At 41.1% G+C, this 24469-nt stretch carries 28 protein-coding genes and 1 pseudogene; 12 read left to right on the top strand and 17 right to left on the bottom strand.

All coding sequences use genetic code 11. The features are described 5' to 3' along the window. Positions 1-21 precede the first annotated feature (21 nt). Both tsf and rpsB read right to left on the bottom strand, forming a co-directional pair. A complete protein-coding gene (gene tsf, locus RMZ43_RS27570) occupies positions 22-966 on the bottom strand; it encodes a translation elongation factor Ts (protein WP_322648670.1) in 945 nt (314 codons plus the stop codon). A gap of 217 nt (positions 967-1183) precedes the next feature. Then, positions 1184-1978, bottom strand: coding sequence for a 30S ribosomal protein S2 (gene rpsB, locus RMZ43_RS27565; protein ID WP_322648671.1), 795 nt, complete (start codon positions 1976-1978; stop codon positions 1184-1186). A gap of 283 nt (positions 1979-2261) precedes the next feature. On the opposite strand from rpsB, the pseudogene RMZ43_RS27560 reads away from it, so the two are divergent. The 4 genes and pseudogenes from RMZ43_RS27560 to RMZ43_RS27545 form a co-directional block, all read left to right on the top strand. Beyond that, a pseudogene (locus RMZ43_RS27560) lies at positions 2262-2440 on the top strand (heme ABC transporter ATP-binding protein); the annotation flags it as partial. 148 nt (positions 2441-2588) lie between these two features. Then, on the top strand, positions 2589-2777 hold the full coding sequence (locus RMZ43_RS27555) for a hypothetical protein (protein ID WP_322654269.1): 189 nt from the start codon (positions 2589-2591) through the stop codon (positions 2775-2777). Between the two features lie 182 nt (positions 2778-2959). Beyond that, complete coding sequence (locus RMZ43_RS27550) at positions 2960-3181, top strand: hypothetical protein (protein ID WP_322654270.1); 222 nt, start codon at positions 2960-2962, stop codon at positions 3179-3181. After that, on the top strand, positions 3178-3462 hold the full coding sequence (locus RMZ43_RS27545) for a type II toxin-antitoxin system RelE/ParE family toxin (RefSeq protein WP_322654271.1): 285 nt from the start codon (positions 3178-3180) through the stop codon (positions 3460-3462). Before RMZ43_RS27550 ends, RMZ43_RS27545 begins: the two co-directional genes overlap by 4 nt. A gap of 139 nt (positions 3463-3601) precedes the next feature. On the opposite strand, the gene RMZ43_RS27540 is transcribed toward RMZ43_RS27545, so the two are convergent. Further along, positions 3602-4399, bottom strand: a complete 798-nt coding sequence (locus RMZ43_RS27540) for an HAD family hydrolase (protein ID WP_322654272.1) — start codon at positions 4397-4399, stop codon at positions 3602-3604. Between the two features lie 104 nt (positions 4400-4503). Here RMZ43_RS27540 and RMZ43_RS27535 point away from each other — a divergent pair, with 104 nt between their 5' ends. Continuing rightward, the gene (locus tag RMZ43_RS27535; RefSeq protein WP_322654273.1) at positions 4504-5322 is read left to right on the top strand and encodes a hypothetical protein; all 819 of its coding nucleotides are present in this window, start codon (positions 4504-4506) and stop codon (positions 5320-5322) included. Positions 5323-5401: 79 nt separating this feature from the next. On the opposite strand, the gene RMZ43_RS27530 is transcribed toward RMZ43_RS27535, so the two are convergent. The 5 genes from RMZ43_RS27530 to RMZ43_RS27510 form a co-directional block, all read right to left on the bottom strand. Further along, complete coding sequence (locus RMZ43_RS27530; RefSeq protein ID WP_322654274.1) at positions 5402-6112, bottom strand: DevA family ABC transporter ATP-binding protein; 711 nt, start codon at positions 6110-6112, stop codon at positions 5402-5404. 126 nt (positions 6113-6238) lie between these two features. Next, on the bottom strand, positions 6239-7393 hold the full coding sequence (devC, locus tag RMZ43_RS27525; RefSeq protein ID WP_322654275.1) for an ABC transporter permease DevC: 1155 nt from the start codon (positions 7391-7393) through the stop codon (positions 6239-6241). A gap of 160 nt (positions 7394-7553) precedes the next feature. Next, positions 7554-8978, bottom strand: coding sequence for an HlyD family efflux transporter periplasmic adaptor subunit (locus RMZ43_RS27520; protein ID WP_322654276.1), 1425 nt, complete (start codon positions 8976-8978; stop codon positions 7554-7556). A gap of 205 nt (positions 8979-9183) precedes the next feature. Continuing rightward, positions 9184-9393, bottom strand: a complete 210-nt coding sequence (locus tag RMZ43_RS27515; protein WP_322654277.1) for a hypothetical protein — start codon at positions 9391-9393, stop codon at positions 9184-9186. Positions 9394-10197: 804 nt separating this feature from the next. Further along, entirely contained in the window at positions 10198-10935 is a 738-nt protein-coding gene (locus tag RMZ43_RS27510; protein ID WP_322654278.1) for a phycocyanobilin:ferredoxin oxidoreductase, read from the bottom strand. A gap of 201 nt (positions 10936-11136) precedes the next feature. Here RMZ43_RS27510 and RMZ43_RS27505 point away from each other — a divergent pair, with 201 nt between their 5' ends. Next, entirely contained in the window at positions 11137-11364 is a 228-nt protein-coding gene (locus tag RMZ43_RS27505; protein WP_322648679.1) for a hypothetical protein, read from the top strand. Between the two features lie 29 nt (positions 11365-11393). Here the strand turns inward: RMZ43_RS27505 and RMZ43_RS27500 are convergent, their stop codons facing one another. Continuing rightward, positions 11394-11987, bottom strand: coding sequence for a Maf family protein (locus RMZ43_RS27500; RefSeq protein ID WP_322648680.1), 594 nt, complete (start codon positions 11985-11987; stop codon positions 11394-11396). 155 nt (positions 11988-12142) lie between these two features. Then, a complete protein-coding gene (psbP, locus tag RMZ43_RS27495; RefSeq protein ID WP_322654279.1) occupies positions 12143-12688 on the bottom strand; it encodes a photosystem II reaction center PsbP in 546 nt (181 codons plus the stop codon). A 443-nt stretch (positions 12689-13131) separates the two neighbouring features. On the opposite strand from psbP, the gene tnpA reads away from it, so the two are divergent. The 3 genes from tnpA (at position 13132) to RMZ43_RS27480 (ending at position 15865) form a co-directional block, all read left to right on the top strand. Then, positions 13132-13575: an IS200/IS605 family transposase gene (gene tnpA, locus RMZ43_RS27490; protein ID WP_322654366.1), complete on the top strand. Its 444-nt coding sequence runs from the start codon at positions 13132-13134 to the stop codon at positions 13573-13575. Between the two features lie 741 nt (positions 13576-14316). Next, complete coding sequence (dapB, locus tag RMZ43_RS27485) at positions 14317-15153, top strand: 4-hydroxy-tetrahydrodipicolinate reductase (protein ID WP_109010055.1); 837 nt, start codon at positions 14317-14319, stop codon at positions 15151-15153. A 25-nt stretch (positions 15154-15178) separates the two neighbouring features. After that, the gene (locus tag RMZ43_RS27480) at positions 15179-15865 is read left to right on the top strand and encodes a phosphate ABC transporter permease (protein ID WP_322648684.1); all 687 of its coding nucleotides are present in this window, start codon (positions 15179-15181) and stop codon (positions 15863-15865) included. 133 nt (positions 15866-15998) lie between these two features. Here RMZ43_RS27480 and RMZ43_RS27475 read toward each other — a convergent pair whose 3' ends face one another. The 5 genes from RMZ43_RS27475 to RMZ43_RS27455 form a co-directional block, all read right to left on the bottom strand. After that, entirely contained in the window at positions 15999-16628 is a 630-nt protein-coding gene (locus RMZ43_RS27475) for a precorrin-8X methylmutase (protein ID WP_322648685.1), read from the bottom strand. Positions 16629-16725: 97 nt separating this feature from the next. Continuing rightward, positions 16726-17535, bottom strand: a complete 810-nt coding sequence (locus RMZ43_RS27470) for a TPM domain-containing protein (protein ID WP_322648686.1) — start codon at positions 17533-17535, stop codon at positions 16726-16728. 364 nt (positions 17536-17899) lie between these two features. Further along, complete coding sequence (locus RMZ43_RS27465; RefSeq protein WP_322654280.1) at positions 17900-18436, bottom strand: DUF948 domain-containing protein; 537 nt, start codon at positions 18434-18436, stop codon at positions 17900-17902. Between the two features lie 11 nt (positions 18437-18447). Next, positions 18448-18798 (bottom strand): YtxH domain-containing protein, encoded by a 351-nt coding sequence (locus RMZ43_RS27460; RefSeq protein ID WP_322654281.1) that lies wholly within the window; start codon positions 18796-18798, stop codon positions 18448-18450. 240 nt (positions 18799-19038) lie between these two features. Continuing rightward, the gene (locus RMZ43_RS27455; protein ID WP_322654282.1) at positions 19039-19374 is read right to left on the bottom strand and encodes a hypothetical protein; all 336 of its coding nucleotides are present in this window, start codon (positions 19372-19374) and stop codon (positions 19039-19041) included. Positions 19375-20163: 789 nt separating this feature from the next. Between RMZ43_RS27455 and RMZ43_RS27450 the strand changes: the two genes are divergently transcribed. Further along, positions 20164-21156 (top strand): metal ABC transporter solute-binding protein, Zn/Mn family, encoded by a 993-nt coding sequence (locus tag RMZ43_RS27450; RefSeq protein ID WP_322654283.1) that lies wholly within the window; start codon positions 20164-20166, stop codon positions 21154-21156. A gap of 143 nt (positions 21157-21299) precedes the next feature. Here RMZ43_RS27450 and RMZ43_RS27445 read toward each other — a convergent pair whose 3' ends face one another. Then, positions 21300-21833: a DUF4330 domain-containing protein gene (locus RMZ43_RS27445; RefSeq protein WP_322654284.1), complete on the bottom strand. Its 534-nt coding sequence runs from the start codon at positions 21831-21833 to the stop codon at positions 21300-21302. 392 nt (positions 21834-22225) lie between these two features. On the opposite strand from RMZ43_RS27445, the gene RMZ43_RS27440 reads away from it, so the two are divergent. After that, a complete protein-coding gene (locus RMZ43_RS27440) occupies positions 22226-23086 on the top strand; it encodes a M48 family metallopeptidase (protein ID WP_322654285.1) in 861 nt (286 codons plus the stop codon). Between the two features lie 80 nt (positions 23087-23166). On the opposite strand, the gene RMZ43_RS27435 is transcribed toward RMZ43_RS27440, so the two are convergent. After that, a complete protein-coding gene (locus RMZ43_RS27435) occupies positions 23167-23922 on the bottom strand; it encodes a metallophosphoesterase family protein (protein WP_322648693.1) in 756 nt (251 codons plus the stop codon). Between the two features lie 238 nt (positions 23923-24160). On the opposite strand from RMZ43_RS27435, the gene RMZ43_RS27430 reads away from it, so the two are divergent. Continuing rightward, positions 24161-24445, top strand: a complete 285-nt coding sequence (locus RMZ43_RS27430) for a DUF2470 domain-containing protein (RefSeq protein ID WP_322648694.1) — start codon at positions 24161-24163, stop codon at positions 24443-24445. The last annotated feature ends 24 nt before the right edge of the window (positions 24446-24469 follow it).

Below are 24469 nucleotides of genomic sequence, written 5' to 3'. Positions count from 1 at the left end.
CTAATGACCAATGACTAAGTATTACTTAGTACCCATTTGTGCGGCGACTTCATCAGCAAAGCTAATTTCTTGCTTTTCAATGCCTTCGCCCAGTATATAGCGGACAAAGCGGGTCACTTGAATCTCTCCGCCTAATTGCGCCTTCACTTGCTTCACCAAGTCTTCCACGGAAATACTTTGATCGCGAATGTAAGGTTGATCGAGCAAGGTCAATTCTTTCAGGCGTTTTTCAATCCGTCCCTGAACAATTTTTTCTTTGATGTTATCTGGCTTGTTCGCCAAATCATCCTTGCCCATTTCAATATCTTTTTCCTTTTGGGCAACTTCGGCGGGGATTTGGTCTACGCTGACATACTCGACATTTGGACAAGCCGCAACTTGCATTGCAGTGTTCCGTGCCAAGTTTTGGAACTCTTGATTGGTAGCCACCGACTCACTTTGAGAACCCAGTTCTACCAATACACCAACTCGACCGCCAGTATGAATGTAGCTGTCTACTACACCTTGCGTGCCTTCTGCTAAGGCAAAATTGACAAAGCGACGCACTTGGATATTTTCACCGAGCGTGGCAATGGTTTGCTTGATGAATTCTTCTACAGTCCCACTTTCATTCTCAATATAGGGTTGAGCCAACAAAGACTCAACACTATCAGCAGTCGCTGCTTGCTTTGCTAGATTCTTAACTAAAGCTTTAAAAGCCTCGTTACGAGCAACAAAGTCGGTTTGGCAGTTCACTTCTATGAGTACACCCACTCGACCACCGGGCTGAATGTAAGTGTCTACTAGCCCTTCTGCCGCAACGCGATCGCTTTTTCCCCCTGCCTTAGAGATGCCTTTTTTCCGTAGCCAGTCTATGGCTTCTTCTACGTTGCCATTAGTCTCTATCAGCGCCTTTTTGCAGTCCATCATGCCGGCACCAGTTTTTTGGCGTAGCTCTTGGACGAGTTTTGCAGATATTTCCGCCATGTTGCCTCAATTCCTAACTTGACCTCGAGTTGTAATCGCTCACGGGTGTTGAGTATTTCTATCTTACTCAGGGGTGGGGTAGAAAAAATAATGAAGTTATAAGGTATGAGTTTTTTCGCCTTTACCTTAACCTACGATTTGCCGCAGGCTAGGGCGGCTTACTGCTACTGTGCCAGCTACCACCCTCCTTCGGATACTTCCTTCACCCCTGCTTTACTTATTCTTCTGTTTCTTCGTCGGGAATTACGGCGTCAGTATATTCGGTTTCTTCGTAGTCATCGTCATACTCACTGCCGTCGTAATCTTCGTAATCATCTTCAGCCTCAAGCTGACCGTGACGACCTTCATAAATGGCATCCGCCAATTTTCCGACTATCAGCTTAATTGACCTGATAGCATCGTCGTTTGCCGGAATGGGGATATCTACTACATCTGGGTCACAGTTTGTATCCAGCATAGACACAATGGGAATATTCAGCTTTTGGCATTCTTGAACTGCGTTATATTCCCGACGTTGGTCTACAATCACCACGATATCGGGTACTTTCCGCATTGTTTTAATGCCGCCCAAATATTTTTGGAGCTTCGTCATTTCCCGACGTAGCATTGATGCTTCTTTTTTCGGTAATAAATCTAGTGCCCCAGTTTCTTCACGGCGTTCTAAATCTTTTAGACGGTCTACCCGTGTTTTGATGGTTGCCCAATTGGTCAGCATTCCACCCAACCAGCGTTGGTTAATATAGTGGGAACCACAACGGGTAGCTTCTTGGGCAATAATTCCAGCTGCTTGGCGCTTGGTGCCGACAAAAAGAAATTTCTTCCCTTGTTCTGCGTGCGATCGCATGTAGTTGTAGGCATTATCCATCAACTGGGCAGTTTGCACCAAGTCGATAATATGCACACCATTGCGGGAAGTATAAATGTAAGGAGACATTTTTGGGTTCCAACGCCGGGTCTGATGCCCAAAGTGAACCCCTGACTCCATCATTTGAGCCAATGAAACTACTGGCATATATTTTTTAACTCCGATTCGGGTTAAACCTCCATCCAAGTGCATTTCCCAACTGGGAAACACCCGAATTCTCAGATGTGCGAGATTAGTTAACCATACTAGGTTAGCATATTCTGAAGAGTTCTAGTTGGTTGACATGAGGGCGAGAAAATAGCGCCGCCCACTGAACAATTGGGTACGCCATAACGTTTTCATGTATGGTGTACAATAATACTCGATTCTTGTCTTGCTGATAACGTTTGGTAGTTGTGATGTCATGTGACTATGGCTCGTTTATTGCGTAGAAGGTGAGTGCAATGCCGCAATCTTGCATATTTCTACTGAATTAGAAGAAGCTATGGGCATAAACGCTCGCATTGCCGTAATCTACAGAAGTGAATTTGTCGCTATTTTCGATGCACAACGGCGACGATAGAAGAAATTGGTTTATTGATGGGTGGGGGCGCACGCAAGGGAGAGTAAATTTAATTTCTTTATATTTACCTTTGTGCGATCGCTAGATTATTTATAATAACTCTAGTAATGATGCTAGCTTAGTAGCTGAGTATAGCTATAGTCAACAGTTTATTGTATATGAAAGTAGAATTTGGAATCAAATTAGAGGATAAAAATGGCTGATCAAGAATTAGAACTTTTATCAAGTAAAATTAATGCTGGAGTTAAAACCGCAATTGCAGCAGCAATAGAACGGCATCGTAAACTTGGTCAATCAATTAGTATTATGCAAAATGGCAAGGTGGTAACTTTAACATCTGATGAGATTTCAGCAATTCAGAATCAAAATAATATAAATTACTGATTAGTAACAGCGATCGCATTGCCGTAATCTATAAGAGGAAAGTTTGTCGCTATTTTGGATGCACAGACGGCGACGATAGAAGAAATTGGTTTATTGATGGCTGGAGGAACGAATAAAGAATAAATAGAGAAATGGTATAAAATTAAAGAGTATTGAATTTTTCAAAGATATCAACACTGTCAATGAGCAACCCTGTATCTTTTCAGGCAGTTATTGAATATGTAGAAGCTCTTTCAACCGAAGAGCAAGATTTACTATTCGAACTAATTTCTAAAAGACGCATTGAACAACGGCGAAAAGAAATTGCAACAAATGCAGCACAAACCCTGAAGGCAATAAGAAGAGGTACAGCCAAGCATGGTAGTCTTGAGGATCTGCGGGCTGATTTGTTAAGTGAAGGATGAGAATTATTGTTTGGGATAGTAGCTTTAAGCGTTCTTTTAAACGAGTTATTCGGAAAAACCCTCGCTTAGAAGAAACAATTTTTGAGGTCTTGGAATTACTTGTAACTGATCCATTTGTGCCTAGTTTAAAATCACATAAATTAAAAGGTGATTTAGAGGGATTGTGGGCTTGTTGGGTTGAGTATGATTGCCGTATTATCTACACATTTAAGCTAAATCCTGATGAATATGAGGACATGATCGTGCTAATCGATATTGGCACTCATGATGAAGTTTATTGAGAAATAGAGGAAAGGTGATCGCTTATCTTCAAAATTGGCATCAATAAAGAATAAAGGCAAAGGGAAAAAGTCACCAGAACAGTTTAGTTTCCCTTGGGATAAACAGAGGGTGTCATCAGTAGAATAACTCTACTTCTGGCTAACTTGAGATGTGCAAGCTTTTCAAAATATAACTAGATAACTCACAAAATCCTTCGCCTTCGGCAGCGTTAGTAATATAAGTAGGGAGATATTTCAACTTATTCACATATTCCAGCACGTTTGCCACGCCTACAGAAATAGGAAAATAACGCGGATCAAATAAGCTTTCATCATTGGGACTATCACCAACAGTGACAATTTGTTCTGGTAAGTACTGGGGCAAATATTCGCGCAATACTTGCAACAATCCTACAGCTTTATCTTGCCCTTGGGGTTTAATGTGGCACTGCACGTTACTATAGGTAAATCCCCAACCCATTTGTTGACAGAGATTCTCTAGGATTTGTAGTTCCTCTTGATGCAAACCAGCTACATCAAAAGTCCAATCGGTGATGCGAAAGCGATTATCAGCAGATTCTTGGATTTGGGGAAATTTAGTTTGTAAATTTTCAAAAGTCGTAGCCAAGTGCTGGCGATGTTTAACTAAATCGAGAATGGGTGTTAAGACTACTGGTTTCTGGTTTCCAGGCGGAAAGTACAAACCACCATTTTCTGCCATCGCACCTGCCACTGGCATCAAACTACTCAATCCATTCACCCACCCAGCAGAACGTCCTGTGACAATCATCACCTTAATGTCGGCTGCCGCTAAATCCTCTAAAGCTTGCAAGAGTGCAGGAGTAAATTTTCCTCGTTTAGTCAGAGTGCCATCCATATCTGTGGCTATCAGACGAATATTACTAAAGCTTTTAGATGAAAACTCAGACAGGGCAAGGATGCTTTGGTGTCTGGACATAGGTGGTTTGTAAAAGGCTGTAAAAAATATTAATCATACAGCAAGATGGCATTGAAGATTTGGGCATCCTAAACATCAGGAGTCAAGTTTTTCAGTTTCCAACCATGTCCACTTCGATATTTCTTGCCCAAACCTCAGGAAAGCCTAAAAAAGCATCCCAGGAAGTGCCAGCAAGTAATCCTCAAATACCACCATTATTGTTGGTATCTTCAGGAGGGCTGGCTTTAGCGGTGATTGCTTTGATTGTGTATAGTAAGCTCCAGAAGGATAAGCTGGAGAAAAAACTTAAGTTTGAACAATTCCGCGCGCGAGAATTAGAGAAAAAATTTAAGCTGGCGCTGGAAACGATTCGCAAAATGGAAACTAATCCTGATTTGGTCAACTCACGAGACTTTAACCTGGATTACCTGCGTATGCGGATGGCAGAAGAGGTTTTTCATTTTGCAATCCTTAATCAAATAAAGATTCAGATTAAAGAAAAAGTTACTCAAGCCCTGCGTCCAAATCAAGCACAACTTGGCTCAGTCGGAATTGCTAATAGCGCTGGACGACAAGTAGATGAAATTTTTGATGTAGAGTATGAAACTGGTACTCCACCGAACAGTGCTAAAAAAGTACTATTTCGGATTCAAATCCGGTTAATGAAGTTACCAACGCAGGCGACTTCTGCAACTATTAGTCAAATTATTGACTGTATAGAAACTTACCTAAGCCCCATAGAAAATGAGGATAGTTGGCAACCAACAATTCAAGGTCGGATTGCTAGTATGCATTGGGATCAAAAGGCTAAACCTACGCCTCTACTGGTGCTAGAACAATCAAATGAAGGCGTGAATGTGACTTTTCGTACTAGTCGCCAACCAAATGCTCCAACTTTGCCAAGTCAACCTGGAATGAAAAAATCAGGCTCGGCTAGACAATAAATTATGGTTGTTATTAGTCATTGGTCATTAGTCATTAATCATTAGTCATTCACAAAGGACAAATGACTAATGACTAAAATCATGGCTGAATAACCGCATTGGGAGAATTACGGGTTAAAAGACCATCTTCCATTTCTACGATGCGATCGGCTATATCTAAAATGCGATTGTCGTGTGTCACTAATAAGATAGTAGTTCCCTGATTTTTGGCTAAACTCTGCATTATTTCTACAACATCGCGTCCTGATTGTTTATCTAATGCTGCTGTCGGTTCGTCTGCTAGCACCAGTGGGGGACGATTTACTAAGGCGCGAGCGATCGCAATTCTTTGTTTCTGTCCACCAGAAAGATTATCTGGGTAGTAATCAACTCGTTCTTCTAGACCAACAGACCCTAGCATGGCTTTTGATTTAGCTACTGCTTCTGTTTTAGAAATATTATCATTCAATTCTACAGCCATTTGCACATTTTGCTTTGCTGTCAAGAACCCTAGCAAATTGTGAGCTTGGAAAATATAACCAATGTTACGCCGCATCTGCACCAGTTTGTTTTGACTGACGCCAACAAGTTCTTCACCTAAAAATTTTAAACTTCCTTCTTGTACAGACCGTAAACCACCAATTAAGCTCAGTAATGTTGTTTTACCTGAACCTGATGGCCCGGTCATAATTACAATTTCACCTGGATAAATTTCTAGGTTGATGTCAAATAATATCTGTTTTCTCAGCGCCCCTTTGCCATAGTAGTGATTGAGATTTTTAATGGCAATTACAGGTTCTTTTTCTCTCATAATTTTATTAGTTACAAGTTAACGTTTTTGAAAAGTAAATGTAGTGCCTATCAAAAATCAAGCTTTCTTAACTATTGATTATAAAGTATTATTATTAATAGTTAATTTTAATTAATATTAACTTAATTAAAATATATCTGCTGGATCGGCAGAACTTAATTTGCGGACTGCGATCGCACCAGAAACAATGCACATTAACATAGTTAATATCAACACCATTACCGCCCGATCAAAACTCATAAAAACTGGTAAGAGTGTCGCATTTCTGGCGGTGTTATACATAAATAAAGAAAATATTATTCCAGGAAAATATCCTAAAATTGCTAACAACAAAGCCTCTTGAAGAATGACTGTCAATAAATATTTTTGTGTGTAACCTATTGCTTTGAGAGTAGCGTATTCAGCTAAATGATCTGCAACTTCTGTATAAAGTATTTGATAAACTATCACAGTCCCCACAATGAAACCCATGACAGTCCCTAATGTAAAAATAAACCCAATAGCTGTACTATTTGCCCAATAGTTTCGCTCAAACTCAATAAATTCTTCTTTAGTTAACACATTTACTTCACTCGGTAAATATTTTCGTAATTCTTCGGCAACAACGTTAGCATTAGCTCCTGGTTTTAATCTAATTAGTCCAATATCAATTAATCCTTTTTGACGATTGCTGAATATCCGCAGAAAGTTAATATCACTTGTAATTAAATTACCATCGGCGCCAAATGATGCACCTAATGTAAATAGTCCTCCGACTTTAATTCGCCGCCTTCGCACTTCTGCGGTTACGGTTTTACCTTGTTCATAATTAGCAGCAATTGGTCCATACTCCACTCTAGAAGAACGGTCAAATAGAACTACATCAGGTAGTTTAAGTTTATCTAAATTCTCTTGAACTCCAGGTAAATCAACTAGGTTAGTTTCTGGGTTCATTCCAAATATCAGGATACTACGAGGGCGGCCTGTTACAGGATTTTTCCAAATTGTAAAGTCTAAATATATCGGATGTACTGATTGGACTGCGGGTAATTCTAAAGCTTTATATAACCGTCTTTGAGAAAAGCTCCTCATCGCCAGAACAGCATTAGATTGACTGTTAATTAAAACAATATCACCCTGTAAGCTGTTATGGAATCGAACGTTACTATAATACAAAGCATCCCGGAAACCGAGTTGCATAAACATTAGAATATCAGCGAAAGCAATTCCTGCTAAAGCCACAGCTAGGCGAGTTTTTTCTCTTGTCAGTTGTAGCCACGACAGAGGTATTTTTTGACTCATTTTATATGCATCCAAGCACAGTTAAGATAATTCGTAGCTCGTAATTACGCTCGGATCGAATTTATAGAATGCTGAAAATTGATTAGGCAGTTTAATTAAGAGCATTTGTAATCAAAGTTATCAAATAACAAATTGGTATTACTGCTCGCCAAGAACTTGATTAGTTATTAATATCGACAACAACTTTGGCGTAAGTTAAACCAGAAACTTTCTGGCTATCTTCTGGAGACAGAGCAATTTTAACTTCTACGACTCTGGCATCCACATCTGCTGCTGGATCTGTATTCAGCACATCTTTTTTACCAATTTTTCTGCCAATTTCAGTTACAGTTCCCTTTAATTCGCCGCTAAATGCTCCATTATCGCTGCTGATAGTGGCGTTTTGACCAACACGCACTTTACCAATACTATCTTCGGCGACTTCAGCAATCACAAACATTTGGTTGGTTTGTCCAATTTCAGCAATGCCATTTGCACCGATCGCTTCGCCTGATTTGGTGTATATCTTTAAAATCTCTCCTGCGATTGGTGCTTGAACGTAGCTTAACTTTAGTTCTGCTTCGGCTTTTCTGATATTTGCGATCGCATTACTAACTTGGGCTTGCGCCACTTGCACATCAGTAGGACTAACCTCTAAAATTCTGCTCAGTTTGGCCTTTTCTTCATCAATTTGTCTTTGCAAAGTTGCTACGGTTTTATCACGGTTAACTTTGGCTTCGATTAGCTGCTGTTGCAAAGTTGCTAAATTTTGTATTTGGGTAGCTCTGGCTTCGGCAAGTTGCTGTCGTAGAGTTGCCAATGTTTGCTTTAGCGTAGCTTGGCTTTCCGCCACCTGTTGATTAGAAGTTACTGCACTCAAGCGTCTTCTATCCCGCTCTTGCTGAGAAATAGCGCCTTCTTTGTATAAATAATCATAGCGTCCGGCATCGACTTGAGCATTGCGCTGTTCAGCTTTAATACGTGTAAGCGTTGCCCTGAGAGCATCTCTTTGCCCACTGAGTTCAGCTTCTAAGCGATTCACGGTTGCTTGTTGGACAAGTTTATCACCACTTAACTGAGCTGCAATCCGCGCGATCGTTGCTTGCCCTGCACTCCTTTCCCCAATTAACTGCGCTTGTAGGCGAGCTATAACTGCTCTTTGGGCTTGAATATCTCTTGGAGATCCCGCTTTGACTTGCGCTAAATTGGCACGGGCTTCTTGCACTTTGGCTTTTGCCTCTTGTAGTCCGGCTATTTGGGTATCGCGGTTATCCAAAATTGCGATAATTTGGCCTTGCTTTACCTGTTCACCCTCTCTCACTAAAAGTTGTTGAATTCGTGACGATGGTGCTAATCCTGATGATGGGGCGGACAATTTAACAACTTCGCCTCGCGGTTCCAAACGCCCGACAGCACTAATGCTATTAGTAGCTGGCATTACGGGGGCAGATGTAGTTAGTTTTCTCAGCTGTTCGATTTTAGCTGTACCTAGTATGCCAGCCGCAATTACTATTGGCACGGCTACAGCGATACCCCACCAAATCTTAGGTTGTTCTTGATTAAATGCCTGCTCACTTGGCTTTGGCTTTTCAGTCACCCTTGACATAGTATGTTGCCCATTTACCTGAATTGTGCTGATGGAAGTAAAAATAAAAAGGTTTTTAATCAACAGCCAGCCGCTTAGGACAAACAACAGTGGTTTAAAGCTGGGTATGGCTTAAAATCCATCGCGTGATGAACGCTTAACACTATGGTTTTAGAAAATGGTGTTTTCTATAGTGCTTCTTGTTTGTATGTAATACATTTTGGCCTCACTTCCATTCCTCTCCTAAAAGGCTACGGTGTACACACAAGTCTCTTGCATCGACCTGCACCTTTGTTGCATCGCTCTGCACTTTGGTTGTATCGACTCGCACTTTTGTTATATTGACTCGCACCTTTGTTGCATCGCTCTGCACCTTTGTTGTATCGACTCGCACCTTTGTTGCATCGTTCTGCACTTTTGTTGTGTCGACTCGCACCTTTGTTGCATCGACCTACAAAAATTAACCCACCCTACGTTACACAGCAACTTTAAAAGACTTGCGTGTACACTGTAGCTCCTAAAAGGAGAGAGGCTTTGAGTCTGACTTCCCAACGCTAGCTCTTAAGAGAGGCTGTTCTTGTTAAGTCTATGTTGATACTGAGAAACGCTATAGTAGCTGGCTATTCAATAACTCTGACAGGACTTACGCAATAACTCTCTAAAACTCTTATTTCTCCGCGTCCTTGGCGACCTTGGCGGTTCGTTTTTTCATTATTTTGCGTAAGTCCTATCTGAGTATTATTGAGGCATGAGTACAATGGACGTTAGCAAAATTCACAAGCAGTATGAATCTAGATGTAGAGACGCGATGTATCGTACCTCCACACAAAATCCCAAATTGGTATGATGCGGTATACTGCTACATTCACTACGGCTATAGTTAGTCACAAAATTGAAAAAAAACGTCAAAAATAGACTGTTACCTTTGCTGGATACAATCTTGGTACAAAAGTTAGTCTTCCTTAAGTGAATCAAGGATTAATTAACTAAAAAATATCTGTCAACTTGAGCATTTTTAACATTAGAGTTACCTTAACTTTCTGGTCAATGACTTAGCAGGGCTAGTTTCTTGCACTACCTACCAAGACAACAAACCATTTTGTGATATTTGCTTCAAAGACCTTACTATTCTCCCTGTTGCTGTTTTGGGACTCCATTAAACTCTCGTTGAATGAATTCTACATTTATCCGTTACGCGAAAACGTAACAGAGCCTACAGATGGGGGAGATGAGGGGATGATTAAGTAGGGAGATCAAATAGAACTGTAGTCATGTAATTTTCTGCCCAAGCTGGGCCAAAGGCTTTTTCTAGTACGCGGCGGGTTTTATCGTTTTGCTGCTGTTTGGTGCAGTAGTTGTGTTGTCCGGCGAGATTTTGTGTAACTTGTTCAGATGAAACAGGATGTGAGGCGATCGCTTGGGTGCAGTGAATATCTAAAAATTCTCGCACCCGCGAGAGAAATATTGTTTCTTCTTCTGGGGAACTGGGGCGCACAAAGATGCAAAAATCTGAAAAAATATCTCCCCATTCAGGTAATTCACGGGGTTGGGAAAAGTTAAGCACTTTTAGCTGTGTCAGCGCAGAAGTATAAGATTCTGGTAAGGTGCGCCCTAATTGGATCGGAGAAAGGTCTGCGATCGCTGCACTAATTTGCCCTCTACCTCCAACTAAATCGCAACCAAACATCGGCAGGTTATATTCTGGACGGGGAAACATCACGCAGTGCAAAATATCCAGCATATTTCCGATTTTTGCCAGTTCCAAGTGCATTTTTCGGAACTGTGGTGTTTGATAGCAACGGTTTTCAATTGTCAGTTTTTCCCCTTCTAGTCTACCTTCCACATACCCCAACTCATCAGGCAAATGGTATGGCGATAGATCCAAGTGCTGATGCCAAGCTGCCTCAATACAATCAGCTAGCTGACGAATTAGGGGATGTTGTTGCTCACGCAGCGAGGGCATAGAAGTAAATGACATATTCTAGTTGGGAATGCGATCTAGTGGCCAGTCTACAACCTGTTGTGCCATAGCTGTTGTGGTCTGCAATATAAGCAAACACTTGCACCCAGCCAACGTAAATTTATAAGACAGATACTTTTCAGAAGGATTATTTATTTTGTAGTCTAGGTTACAGAATTAATTTTGGATTAGCCCATTCGTAAAGGCTAATAGAAAGCTATGAAACTAGATTCTCGTAAACCAGATTTTGCTGTCCAACCAAAAAGACAGAATTTGGAAGGTTTGCAGCAGTTAACAGCTTCTACTTGGGTGAAGCTTTTGCAACTTCCTAATCCCTTTAGTTTTGACGAAGCACTTTTATTGTGTCCGGTTTCAGCAGATGAGTGGCTAGCCTGGATTCCTGATCATGGAGAGGCAATACTCAATATCAGGCAATTTAGTTATTAGTCATTGGGCATTGGGCATTGAGCAAATGACTATTGCCAGAAATCAGTAGCATCGTATCCTAGTTCTCCTAGCATGTGCCGTAGCAGGGGTAAACTGAGTCCAATTACGTTAGTGTGACAGCCTTCAATTTTTTCGACGAAGAAACTACCAAAACCTTCAATTGCAAAGGCTCCAGCACACTTCAGGGGTTCACCTGTGGCAACGTAAGCTTGAATGGCGCGATCGCTCATTTGGGTAAAGTAAACTCTTGTGACTTGAGACTTGACTATAGTCTGATTTTGGGATAAGTCAATTAAGGCGTGACCTGTGTACAAGTCGCCAAAGTTACCCTGCATTATCTGCCAACGAGCGATCGCATCAGTTGTGTCTGGTGGTTTGCCGTAAATTTCACCATTCATGAACAAAACCGAATCACAACCCATAATCAAAGCCGATTCAAACTGTGGGGCTACAGTTTGTGCCTTGTATTGGGCAAGAGTTTTGACCAATTCTGCTGGTTCACTTAATTCAATTTGCGATTCATCAAAATCACTTGCGCGAACTATCGGTTCAATACCAACAGTTTGTAGCAAGCGGCGTCGGGCTGGGGAAGCTGAGGCAAGTACAAAAGGTGGAATTTTCATGATATTTCCGACAAACTTCTTAATTGGGAATAGACCATAGGGCATTGGGCATTAAAAAGAAGGAGAGCGGCGGAGAAGAGGGCAGATGGGAAAATCTTTCTCCCTTGCTCTCTGCTCCCTGCTCCCCTGCATCTTCCCCATTCTCTACTCCCCAATTAATAAACAGTAAAAGAATTGACAACCTCATCAATCATTCGTTTAACTCTCGGCCAGCGTTTCTCAGGAATTGAGGTGTTGAGGGTAAAAACTTTACCACGGCTAACAGCGACACTGGCGATGTTGTGTCGTTCCTGTTGATTGGGGAGTTTAACCTCATACTCTAAAAGGTAGTAGATTTTACCGTCTACTTCTCGCTGTGCAGCATTGATTAATTCAGCTGAACGACCAGAGTCAGGAGGCGCAAGAGCTGCTTTTCCCAACTTATATCCCACTTCTGTTGGGGTTCCCAATTCTGACAAAGTTTTGCCTTCTGGAACTGGGCTAATCACAACAGAAACATTTTCAGACACCTCAATCAAATCGTGGAAAACGACATCTGGGCCGTTGGCAACTTTAACTTGCAGCCAGCCGTTAGGATATAAAAACTGATAGCCATCATTAGTGTCTACAAAGCTTTTGAGTCCAGATGCTGCCGCTACATCAGAATTACTCAGGCTGAAGCTCAACACCAATAGCAAAATTAATATAATTCGTTTCCACATTTTTACAGATTCCTTTGGGCTGGAGACAACACCAGGCTTGTATCATTTCTCGTTATTATTCTCCCACCAACCGGCACGCTTCGGATGAGGCATTATATTGCGAAGCAGGAGACAAACAAATCATCCCTTAATTTGAAGAGAAGATGATTTGGAGCTACTGAACTCTTGTAAAGTTGTAACCCTACCCGCCTCGGAATAAATTCCAAGGCTGATAGCTCAAGTCAGCTCAAGCTGACTAGAAGATTTTAAGGAAGAGGAGCAAATCATGCCTTAATTTGAAGAAAGGATGATTTGGAGCTACCGAACTTTTGTAAAGTTGCAACCTTACCCGCCTCGGAATGAATTCCAAGGCTAATAGCTCAAGTCAGCTCAAGCTGACTGGAAGATTTTTAACGATTCTGGGAATACTAGATACAGTAAATTGCACCAAAAACAGCACATACATGGCTCTGTGGCGACTTTACTATCATCTTGTTTGGGCGACAAAAGAGCGCCAGCCACTAATTACCCCTGAACGCGAAACCCAACTTTATAGTTACATCATTGGCAAAGCCAATGCACTTGGTAGCATTATCCATGCTGTGAATGGAATAGAAAACCACATCCATTTAGTGGCTTCCATACCACCGAGATTTTCTATCTCTGATTTTGTCCAAAATCTTAAAGGCAGTAGCGCTCATCATCTCAATCATCTATTGCCCTCACAAGATTTGTTTGGTTGGCAACGGGGATATGGCGTTTTTTCAATGGGAAGCAAACAACTTGAGCAAGCTGTTGTGTATGTAGAGAATCAAAAAGCGCATCATTCCAATGGAACTACAATTTCGTCTTTGGAACTGCATAATCATGAAGATGATGGGCCAAAACTCACGCAGCTAAACCCATGAATTTCATTAATCTTCACGTTCATTAAACCATAGTCAGCTTAAGCTGACTTGAGCTATTAGCCTCAGAATTCATTCTGAGGCGGACTTGTTATCAAGCCAAGATTCCACAATTATTCAAAAACGTAATGCGCCGGAACCATTACCCGCCATCAGCCGAGATTTCACAATTATTCAAAAACGTAATCTCCAATCTCGCGCTTGAACCATTACCCGCCATAGGTTAGAAACCTACGGCTAATAGCTCAAGTCATCTCAAAAATGACTAAATAAAAGAGCTAATTAAAAACACAAAAAACCCCGACTTGATAGCCGAGGTAGATGGGAGAATTCCAAATGTCGATGGGATATACCGATGCCGAAATCTTTTTTTCTTAGCTAACACCAGTTATATAGTTAAGTTTGGTCTTTGCTAAGTTATGTAAATAAATATAACAACAATATTACAAATAGTCAATTGGACTTGACAAAAAAAGACTAATATAATTCATAAGAATTACTTATCAGCGACAGTATGAGATTATTTTTGAAGGTGTGGTAGATGAAGTAGCGAAAATACAATAGTTGCTGGCTAAGATAATGAGATGAACATGAGAATCCATCTACTGTAGAGAGTAGAAAAACTGAGAGGTTAACTGCATAAATCAAGGTAGTTGGAATTAAGCCAGAGATTTGAGAAGCTAGCTACTAGATCACTAAAGTCTTTACAATTCCTTTGTTACCTCAAAAAATATTTCTCGACCTATGACGAATCAAGCTCCTATCCCGGTTATTGTCAACGGTGCTGCTGGTAAAATGGGCCGTGAGGTGATTAAGGCAGTAGCGCAAGCGCCAGACTTAAACCTAGTGGGTGCTATTGACCACAGTTTAGAACATCAAGATAAAGACGCTGGAGAGTTGGCGGGTTTAAGCGAACCCCTGGAAGTACCAATTACCAATCAATTAGAACCGATGTTGGGGTATGTGGCTGGCGACAGACAGTCTCCTCCGGGGGTGATTGTAGACTTTACTCATCCCGATTCAGTTTATGACAATATTCGTAGTGCGATCGCCTACGGTATTCGTCCTGTAGTCGGCACCACTGGGTTAAGTCCCGAACAAATTCAAGACTTGGCAGACTTTGCTGATAAAGCTAGCACTGGTTGTCTAATTATTCCTAATTTTTCCATTGGCATGGTGCTATTGCAACAAGCCGCGATCGCAGCCTCAAAATATTTTGACCATGTGGAAATTATCGAACTACATCACAACCAAAAAGCTGATGCTCCTAGTGGTACTGCCATTCAAACGGCGCAGTTATTAGGAGAATTGGGTAAAACTTTTAACCCTGCTCTTGTAGAAGAAACGGAGAAATTAGCAGGAGCCAGAGGCAGTATAGCAGATGAAGGAATCAGAATTCATAGCGTCCGCTTGCCAGGATTGATTGCTCATCAAGAAGTTATTTTTGGCGCAGCAGGACAGATTTATACTTTACGACATGATACGAGCGATCGCGCTTGTTATATGCCAGGAGTGCTACTAGCGATTCGTAAAATCTTAGCGCTAAAGTCGTTAGTATATGGATTAGAAAAGATACTTTAAACACATTATTGCTCATTCATCACTCATGTTAGTACCACTGACTCGCCAGAAATTTGAACAAGTTATCCCTCTAATCGCCACTGGTTTGCAGTACAAGTACTACTGGGGGAAGTTCTCAAATTTTTTGCAACGACTGTTAATTTCTGTAGTAGCCGTAGTTGTAATATTGCTTGCAATAGTCATTTTTAAGCTAGAGTTTGCTTCAATAGTATTTGTGCTGGGAGTAATTAGCGCTTTTTTTTGGCTGTGGTATCCAGTGTTTCAAGCAAGTATGCGGAATTTGCAATGCCGCCGTTATAAGTATGGCGGCTTTTTCCGTGGTCGAGTGCTAGATTGGTGGATTACAGACCAATTGATGGGTAAAACCGAAACAGTCAACAGCAAAGGCGAATTGGTGATTGTAGAAAACCGAGAAAAACAGATTAATTTAGAGGTGGGAGATGAGACAGGATTTAGCATTGAGTTTGTAGCACCATTACGTCCTGCCTACAAAGTTATAACTCGCGGTCAAATTGCAGAAATGGTAGTGATGTCAAATCGCCCAGATTTGAGCATTATTGAAGAATTCAGCGATATATACTTTCCTAGCCGTGACCTGTGGGTTAGCGATTATCCTTATTTACGGCGAGATTTCTTTAACGAAGTTGGTCGCCGCTTGCGTGAAGACCAACAACAAAAGCCACGTCGGCGGCGGCGTAGCACAGAAGAGTAAACCAGTCAGCAATCAAAAGATTTACGAATGGGAGAATCCAAGCTCGTGGCTCGGCACTAATTAACAGAAATATCTGGATCTTCAATATTTTAAAATAGTATTTGCCATAGAGAGTTTGATACAGCCAACGCTCCTAACTCCCGCGATTTCCATCTTGTCCATAGGCTTGCCAAGCCAAGTCTACCAATCCATCAACGATCGCAGCTGCTACAACTGCATTACCTTTGCGGCTGTCAATTGTAATGTGAGGCACTAAGGAGTCTTGTAAGCGCCGCTTCGCTTCATCAACATCGACAAATCCCACTGGAGTTGCAATTATCAAAGCAGGTCTAATTTCCTCAGCTTCAATTAAATCTACCAGTGCTGTTAGTGCTGTTTGCGCTTGACCCACCACAAAGATTCCTTCTGGATAACGCTTTGCTAGGGTTTCTATTCCCCATGCTGCCCGAGTTTTCTCTTTTTGAGGACGTGTCAGAGCTTCCATGCTGCAATATAAGGGATTAGCAAAGGTGTTTTGAATCTCGTAAGCAATACCTACTTGCACCATCGGCACATCTACCACAATTGTGGTACGCGCGGCTAGTGCTGCTGCTCCTGCTTGCAAGGCACGCTCAGAGAAACGAATCAAAGACTTATACTCAAAGTCAGCTGTAGAGTATATTACCCGACGTACAATCTCATACTCTGCGGGTGAAAAAACATGATTTTCAATTTCACTATCAATGATTGCTAAACTTTGAGCATCAGTTACGTGCCATTCCATTTTTGTTGAGCTTCTCAAATATTAGCTTTCAGCTTACCAGCTTCAGAGAGGGAGTAGTTAGGAGTTATAAGTTAATTAAAAACTCCTAACTATTCATTCATAACTCACTACTGGAAGAAGTCCGACTGAACACAGGAGATAGGTAAGCAACCAAGACGCCAATAAGAAACCCAGAGATATTGCGAACTAGAGGTAACCAGTCGCTTGTACGGGTTACTACTGGCCCGATGCCAAAGGCAAGAAACAAGATTCCCCACAAAGGTGAGAAAATTAAAGCCCACTGCCAAGCGAAAATTTGTCCTTTCTCGCGGGGTTGAGCTGCAAATCCACAAATCACCCCACCAATAATTGAGGTAATCAAAGTGAGAATCCATTGCTCTCGTGGCAGTCCGGGGACAACATTGCAACCACCTTTGAGTAAACAGCCTTTAACGGATTCTAAAGCTTGCAGAATGGCTTGGTCTTCACCTTGTTCACGGACAAAGTACAAATTACCGAAGCGGGTTTGCAGTTCTATCCAAAAAGTTCGGGGTAAAAGTTCATAAACAGCATCGCCGACGCTAAAACTGAGAATGTTACCGCCACGAGAATCGGCAACGAGTAGAATGCTTTTGTCATCCAAACCCCAATATTTTATAACTGCCCTACCTGGGGTGCGGTCATATTGGGTCAATACTCGCAGTTTCCAGCCCGTATCAGCTTCAAATTGTTCTAAATCTTTGACAAGCTTTTCTTCTTGGAGGACAGGAAGAGATTTTGCTAAGTCTACAACTGGGGTAAAGGTGTCAGGGAGTAACTCAGGGTTGTCATAAGCCAGTGCTGGGGGAGAATGCATGACCCAAATTGACCCAGCCAGAAAAAATACTGCAATGGATACCAGAATTCGTCGCCAAAAACAAGATTGCATGAACGTTTTTATACAAATATTAACGGTAAAAGTGAACAAGTTGTTTTAAAAGAGTAGTGGAAAAGTGATACTTCTTTACACTTGTTTACTTTACTCTAATCTAAGGGATCAAAGCAAAGCGTTTTTGCGGAGTGGGGATTGAGAGTAACGTTTGTGATAATTTAAGATAAAGTGCGTTGGAATTAGGTCAGCTTGAACCTATCCCTCTAAGCGATTCTAGAGAAACTTCTAGTAAGAAAGAGCAACTTACATACCGTCCTGCTTCCGGGCGTTCTATTCTTCAACACGCCAGCACTTGGGAAGGTAACGGCTTTGAAGAATGCCTTCAAAGGAAGATTAGCAATACCCCATGCCCTTTTTTTGGTCAATCTTCATCATCAAAATTGTTTTCCCAGGTGGCGGCGTCGCTGTAACCGTCATTAGCGCGGTACACTTCTGCTTTGATCCGGCGTTCTTGCTTGAGTATTTCTCGTTCTCGCAACGTTAGTGGTGGTTTTTCATTGCTTGGCAAGCGATCGCTTGTTCGCCTTGTGGGTTTTTGGCGCGTGAAGTTTTTCCAAGCAGCTTTTGCACCAACAAAGATGCTGCGTGTACCTACTTGCAGATTTTGAGCCTGAATTCTTGCACTATCAAGGCTTTGATCGACTTGTTTGACAACTTTATTAGCACTTTTTACACCTTCACTGACATCACCAGTTAAGTCAGTGATTTCCAAACCAGTCACACGGATAGCTTCTAGAGTAGGCGGTAACTCCCGCGAGAGTGTATCAAATAGCTTTTCTGCACTACGGGCAGCGCGTGCTAACTCCTGCAAAGCCGGTATTGCCGCCACTAAAACCGCAGTCAAACTTGTGGCGACTAAGAGTAAGGAAAGTCCCAACCAAAACAGGGGTTCAATCACGGTTGTGTCATTTATGAGCGTTCTAATTGCTGGGGAAGAGAATCTGAGTCTTCAACAGATGTTTGCCGCTTCAAGACTTGGTTTTCTCGTTGGCTGGCATCTACACCTGCTGCGATCGCTTCCTGTAATCTATCTAAAGTATCATCCCAGTTTCGTAGTGCGATCGCAGATAGACGATCTGCTTGGATTTGCACACTCGTTGATAAATCCTCTGCCAAGTCTGGGATAGCATTGGCAGATTTTTTCAAAATTTTACGCGTTTCGCGCCCTGTGCGTGGAGCCACTAGCAAGCCGGTCAAAGCACCGATAGTAGCTCCCAGCATCAAACCGCCAAAAAATACTCCAGAACGGTTATTAGACATCTTGTTGTTTCTCTCCTTACACCCATTTTAAGTGGGTTTTCTCTCCTTGTAAGACTTGACTGATTTTATTCAGTTAATCTCTCGTGACAACATATCAGCCAAAAATGTTGCTTTTATTCATTAAAATATCAAAACCACTAATTACTTAATAATTCAAAATTCACGGTGTCCCCGTCTTATGGTGTCACTGCGTCCCTGTGTCAGCACTAATTATAAATGTTTATATGAACTTGGCATAACTCATTTTCCAACAGTTCTTTTCACTGGTGTTAAATCTAGCCTACGAAAATAACGTTGCCAGATTTGCTGTCCTAGCAAAAGTAGACTGATAATTTGCCGCACTTGTTGGATTTGCATCTGTAGTACTTTATTTTTCTGCCGTAAGTTATAAATACTCTCCTGGCTAAGATAAATATTTTCGGGTGCTTTATGCAGTGCTGCATGGCTACAACTTTCATAGGCGGTTAACCTATCTGCTATGTATGCTAACTGCTGCTTGAGTTGCCACACTCGCCAAGCCACATATAGTAGTATCAGCGAAATGAGGGTGTTAAGGAAGATAACTAAAATTACCATTCTTTATATTTACCAATATCAGCTTTGAATAATTTTTCTATATACTTGACTTGGTTCTTATTTCATGAATAAAAAACTAAAAAATAAAAATTATGTCATAAATTACAGGCAGGATTATGTAATAAAAAGCAGTTAGATGGTTCTCTGAGCATTATTGAAAGGTTTTACTAGGTGAAATTTAGTCTAACAAAGGCTGATGGCTAAAAAATTACCAATTCCCCAATTTTGTAACCATCAGATGCCCACAGTTGGCAAAACCACAGTTACAATTGCCTTAGATTCACGATTCGGTTTGCGAAATCAACCCGTATGCTCAATAAGCGCCAGCATTACTACGTTCCCCTCCTTAACCTGATAATCCTAGATCATTTGCGACCTTTGTGGAATGTAAGCACAATGGTATAGCCCCTTCAACAGATGGTGAGAGAACTACACTACACTCTTTACCGGAGGATCTTCAGCATCACTTTTATTATTGTGCTTTTACCTCTACCAGTTTTCTATTCTGTCGCCTGAACTTAACTAACATTTTGCCTGGAAAAATCTCACTTGAGGTTCACCAAGCAAAAATTGCTGAATCTGCGATGGAGAAAGGAGAGAGTCTATTAATATGCTCTTTCCTTAAAAAGGCTTGCTCTAATTCCCTCCTTGTTAAAAAGGGTTAAGGAAAATCAAGCCTTAACCCAAGCATATTGCCTTTAACCTCTTCTTTGTTAAAGGCTTACATCTTGTATTTCACTAATCCGTTACTGATAATGATTATTTCTATACATCCAGTAGGAGTTTAGGATGTCAAAAAAATTACCATCAACTAATTCCTTCCAAGCTATTCTTGTTGTCTTGACGATTGGATTTGTTGGGTGTGGAAATCAAACTGCAAGAACTGCATTCACTCAGACTACCACTCAGGTAAATGAGAATCTTCCCCGAGTCGTTGCAACTACAAGTGTATTATGTGACTTAACCAGACAAGTTGCGGGAAATACAGTTAACCTCACCTGTTTAATTGACCCTAGCGCCAATCCCCAATTTTATAAACCAAAGCTAGAAGATCGTAGAGCCATTGAGCAAGCTAATCTTATTCTCTATAATGGCTATAATTTAGAACCAAATTTGATCAAATTAATTAAAGTGACTAAAAATACTGCACCGAAAATAGCTGTTGGTCAACTTGCAGTGTCTAAGCCACAAAAATTTCAAAAAGGCGACAAAAATGTAACTAATCCTCATCTTTGGCACAATACCAAGAATACTATCAGGATGGTGGAGGTAATTAATAGTAATCTGATAAAAGTAGAATCTACCGATGCAGAGGCTTATACCAGCAATACCAAAAGAATCACAAATGAACTTACTCAACTAGATAGCTGGATTAAGTCAAGAATTGCCAGTATTCCTGCCAAAGAACGCAAGTTAGTCACAACCTCTAATGCATTGAGTTATTACGCCAAAACTTACGGTATTCCATTAGTAGGGGGATTACAAGATATTAGTTCTAACGAAAACCTGACAGATGCAAGAGTGAAAAATTTAGTTACAAATATTAAACGAGCTAAAGTATCAACAATTTTCCCAGAGGCGACAACTAACCCTAATTTATTTCAATCTGTAGCCAGACAAGCTGAAGTAAAAATTTCTGACAGGAAGTTGTATGCTGAGGGACTTGGTGAACCCGGAAGCGAGGCGGACACTTATCAGAAAATGATGATTGCCAATACACGCACAATTGTAGAAGGGTTAGGAGGAACGTATTTAATGTTTAAAACGAAAGCTGCTAATTAGTTATATAGCAGTTATCCACTAAGTAGGTACAGAACTCCAACCCTCTTTGCAAGCCAGGAGCTTCTGAATCTGATAAACCGAGTTTTTTGGCTAACAGAAAATTCGGTTTATCAGTCTATTTTTTGATGACTAAAATGCAAATGCTATTTATCTTTTAATCTGATATCAATAACAGTTGCATTGAAATTGTAGTTAAAGCCTTCCAACTCAAATGGCATTCCTATTTTAACTTTACTATTACCAATAACAGGGCCATTATCAGTGAGTTGAGCTTTGCCATCTAAAGTCATAAGCAAATCTGTGCTAAAATTATTAGTTTTTGGATCTGGTAATTCTTTAACACTGCCATCTGGTTGGGAAACATTTACTGTTCTAGGTAGCTGTTGAATGGATTTAATCTCAATCTCTCCGTGGGGTTGATTGCGGATAATCACATTAGTTTTACCACCTTTTTTTAATCCGTTATTGAACAATTGTTCAGGGTCACGGACATTCAAACCACGAACTACTAAGTCTACTTCTATGGGTACTGTTTTCGCACCGACTTGGGCAACAGAACCAGAAGTGCCAGGAAAGATAAAAATGCTAAATATAACTAGCAGAATTACTAGCGCGGCACCTAAATCTAAGAGGTTAATTTTGCCGAACAAGCGACCTTTTGAATCTAAAATAGCCATAAAAAGTTTCCCGAGGTAATAGCGAAGTAATTGATTGTAGCAAGAAGGTTTTCAATGGGAATAGTAATTTTCCCTATTTGGTAATAATTCAAAGCGGCTAGGCATTGCGGTTATGCGACAGTTTATCACGAGTTCGTAAATTCGTAGTGGTGGCAGCTAACCCTTAAATTTTTGCCTGTTAAGATTGACACACCTAGAAAATAATATCTAGTGTTTAAGCCTATCTATAGAGGGAGTCTCTAATTTCCATAGTTCGGTAGATTTGCTTAAACATTAGTTGTATAACAACTCCTTTGGTCTTGATTTAAGAATGCAACTTAGAATACTCTAAATCCGTCTCATAATTTGTCCCATCATTTTATGTTCTCCCAAAATAATCTTCAAAGCGTATTATGTTCAACTGGAATTTTGTTACAAATTATCGTGTGTGGCGGCGTCGCTTGTTTTATCCTTTAATTTCAGTGATAGTTGCCTTGAGTCTGTGCTTGAGTACACCTCTACCTGGAAGAACTTTAGACTTCTTGCCTCTTCTACTCCAAGGAGTTCAGGCATTTCAGCTTTCTAGTATGTCTCCTCGTCAGGAAGTTGATCTGGGTAAGCAAATTAATAAAGAATTAGTAGGCAGTGAAGTGCGGCTTTACCGCAATCCAGAAGTTAATCGATATGTGGAACAAGTTGGTCGGCGTTTAGCAGCTAATAGCGATCGCCCCGATCTCCCTTATACTTTCCAAGTAGTTGAGGATGAAAGTATTAATGCTTTTGCTACCTTAGGCGGCTATGTATATGTCCATACGGGTTTGCTAAAAACCGCAGACAATGAAGCGGAACTAGCAAGTGTACTCGCCCATGAAATTGGCCACATTGGCGGTAAACACGTAGTTAAACAGATGCAGCAAAAAGCGCTCGAAAGTGGTCTATTAACAGCTGCTGGCTTAGACCGGAATACGGCGGTACAAATTGGTGTACAGTTAGCGCGAGACTTGCCACGCAGTCGTAGCAATGAATTTGAGGCTGATCAAAGAGGACTACGAACTTTGACACGGACTGGTTACGCCCAATCTGCAATGGTTTCCTTTATGCAAAAGCTGCTGAAACAGGGTGGTTCTGCTCCGACATTTTTAAGTACGCACCCCGGAACGAGCGATCGCATTGATGCCCTCAGACGTGCAATTAACTCTCAACCTAGTAAGGGAAATTACGGCTTGGATAAAGCTAGTTATAAAGCTAATATTCGACCATTAGTGAGGTCTTGAGGTATTAGGGATTGGGCATTGAGCATTGATTATTAATTCTTCTTCCCCTGCTCCCTCATCCCCCTCATCTCGAAGATTGCTCAATTCTTATTGCGGCGATCAACTCTGATTTTAGCTGGATCAATTCTGATCGCTACATCTTCTAAGGGCAGGGTACGGATATTGTCCTTAAAAATATTAACTTGATAAACTAGGTTGTTTGTGACATCTAGTCCAGTCAACCAGCCACTCCGGGGATGATAAGCGCCAGTATCTATGTCTAGCCATCCCTCTCCTTGTGCCAGTTTGCCAGGAGAAACACCCGGCAGGGTAAAGGTGATGGTATGACCGATAATAATGAGCTTATCTGGGAAGTAGGGTTTTTCAATGCTATGAAATTCCTCTCGTATCCAGCACAGTTCATCGGCAGTTTGTTCTGTCACCGCCTTGGAAGGGTCAACACCAGCATGAGTTAACCAAATATCCCCCAAGTCGAGATATGTAGGCAAACTCTTGAACCAATCCAGATGGTCATCAGGAATTGAAGCCTGGTGGTAACTGGCTACGGTAGCTTGCCCTCCACTGTACAGCCATGCTTGCATCGTCGGGGAGGAAGTTCTGTCATTGGTCAGAATGTTTAATAACATCTGCTCATGATTTCCCAGCAAACATGAGTAGTTATGCCGCTTGACAAAATTAACTACTTGTGAACTATGAGGACCACGATCAATTAGGTCTCCCAGAAAATAGATTTGATCGTCTGACTTGGGGGCGATCGCCTCCAACAATGTCATCAAACCTTCATAGTGACCATGTACATCCCCAATTACAATTCGTCTGGGGCTAGTTTCGTTCATTTTCTCTTAGCTTCAATAGTTTGGCTAATACTTCTGCTACAGTTTAAGCTGTCTGGTTTCCGTAGTAGAAGGTAGAAATACTGAATAAGTTTATTTTAATTTAATTATTCCACCATAAAAAAAATTAATTTATTATGCAATGGAATAAAATGCATCGTCTTGAGTATTAAGAAAAAAAATCAGCAAATTTCATTCACGTTGTTAGCTTAAAATTTAAGCTGTTGCTTTTATTTAAAGAATGTCTAAGAATTTTTCTGCTGATATTAGTTCGCGCATCTGCAAGCACATGAATGACGATCATACTGATGCCATAGTTGTTTATGCTAAGGCTTTTGGTGGTATAACAGATGCAGATACAGCACAAATGATGTCAATTGATGCACAAGGTATGGATTTAACAGCGCAAGTGAATGGGGAAGCTGTGCCAGTTCGCATTCAGTTTGATCATGTTTTAGCAGATGCGGAAGATGCCCATCAAACTCTAATTGCGATGGTGAAGCAGGCGCGGGTGAAGACAAATTAGAAATTGCGCTAATTGTATGACTAA

This window comes from Nostoc sp. CmiVER01, from assembly GCF_034531135.2.
Taxonomy (GTDB): Bacteria; Cyanobacteriota; Cyanobacteriia; order Cyanobacteriales; family Nostocaceae; genus Nostoc.
Note: the sequence above shows the minus strand (reverse complement) of the source record. Positions and strands in the feature narration are given on the sequence as shown.